Origin of the sequence: Streptomyces sp. SID5785 (assembly GCF_009870065.1) — a bacterium.
GTDB lineage: Bacteria > Actinomycetota > Actinomycetes > Streptomycetales > Streptomycetaceae > Streptomyces.
This window is the reverse complement of the sequence record NZ_WWIA01000971.1, coordinates 1-1751: the sequence shown is the minus strand read 5'-3', so window position 1 is coordinate 1751 and position 1751 is coordinate 1. Positions and strand designations below refer to the sequence as shown.

The window sequence follows — 1751 nt, the reverse complement described above, 5'->3', positions numbered from 1 at the left end:
TCGGGGTCGTAGTGGCGGAAGTAGTTGTAGTGGAGGCCTGTTTCGGGGTCGTGGTACTGGCCGGGGAAGCGGAGGGGGGTGTAGGCGGTGGCGTTGGTGTTCCAGGTGGTGGTGCCCCAGAGGGTGGTGCGGGTGTGCCAGGCGATGTCGCCGTCTTCTGCCACGAGTTCGCGTGGGGTGCCGATGAGGTCGGTGACGATGGCGAAGAAGCGGGAGTCGATCTCGGACTGTGGGGCGTCGGCTGCCGTGATGCGTTCGGTCTGGGTGACGGGGTGCAGGCCGCGGTGGTCCCAGGTGAGGGTCACCGGGTTCGGGACGCCCGCCGACGAGGTCGTCTGTTCGCAGAGGGTGGTGCCGTCCCAGGTGAAGGTGACCCGTTCTGTCACGGTCGTGCCGTCCGGGGACATGCGCTGTTTTGAGGTGCGGCGGCCGAGGGGGTCGTACGTGTAGCGCCAGACGGTGCCGTCGGGGGTGGTGACCTGGGTGAGGCGGTCTTCGGGGGCCCAGGTGTAGTGCCAGGTGTCGGGTTTGCGGGAGAGACGGGTCTTCTGGCGGAGGGTGATGCGTCCGAGGGCGTCGTGTTCGTAGCGGACGGTGCCGGCGCGGGTGATGCGGGTGCCGGTGTAGGTGCGGTCGCCGGTGGCTTCGTGGCCGGGGTGGGTCACCGGCCAGGAGGCCGTGGTTTGGTTGCCGGCGGCGTCGTAGGCGTAGGTCTCGGTCCAGTTGGCGGCGTGGACGGCGGTGACGCGGCCGGCCGGGTCGAGGGTGAAGGTGCGGGGGCCGTCGAGGTGGTCGTCGAGGGCGGTGAGGTTGCCGTCGGCGCGGTAGGTGTAGGCCCGGTGTTGCAGGGTCTCGCCGTCTGACGTTGCTGTCTGGGTGGAGAGGCGGCCCATGGGGTCGTAGGTGTGGGCGAGGGTGAGGAAGTCGCCGATTCCGCGGGTGAGTTCGCGGCCTGCGTCGTCGTAGGTGATGTCGACGGGGCGGCCGGAGACGACGAGGTCGGTGCGGCGGCCCGCGGCGTCGTACGACCAGGTGGTGCGGGCGCCGGTGGGGGTGGTGCGGCCGGTGCGGCGGCCGAGTTCGTCGTGGTCGTAGGTGAGGGTGCGGTCGTCGACGGTTTCGGTGCGGACGCGGCCGTACTGGTCGCGGAGGATCGTCAGGCGGGTGCCGTCCGGACTGATTGCCTCGGCCAGCTGGTCGGTCAGGTCGTAGGCGAATGTCGTGACCTGGCCTGCCGCGTCCTTGCGGGTCGTGCGGCCCAGGGCGTCGCGCTCGTACGCGGTGACCTGGTCCAGAGCGTCGGTCCTGGACGTCAGGCGCCCCGCCGCGTCGTACGCGTACGTCAGTGCGCGGTCGTCGAAGTCCGTCTCGGATATCAGGCGTCCGGCCGGGTCGTAGGCGTAGTCCCAGGTCAGGCCCTGGGGGTTGGTGACGCGGGTGAGGCGGAGTTCGGCGTCGTGGGTGAACTCGTGGCGGACGCCGTCGGGGGTGGTGCGCGCGGTGAGCAGGTCGAAGTGGGTGTACTCGAAGCGGGTGACGCCGCCGATCGGGTCGGTGTGGGTGGTGCAGTTGCCCTCGCCGTCGTGGGTCCAGGACTCCGCGGTGCCGTCGGGGGCGGTGCGGCGCGCGAGGCGGCCCTCGACCGTCCATTCCAGGCGGGTGGTCAGTCCCGTGGGGTCCGTCATGGTGGCCGGGCGGCCGAACGCGTCGCGTTCGTAGCGGGTGACGGCGCCCATGGGGTCGGTGATCTC

Annotated in this window: 1 protein-coding gene; it reads right to left on the bottom strand. The window is 70.9% G+C overall.

Features of this window, described 5'->3' with window-relative positions:
• Positions 1-1751, bottom strand: a 1751-nt coding sequence (locus tag GTW43_RS31625) for an RHS repeat-associated core domain-containing protein (protein ID WP_161305413.1), incomplete at both ends; no start/stop codon positions are given.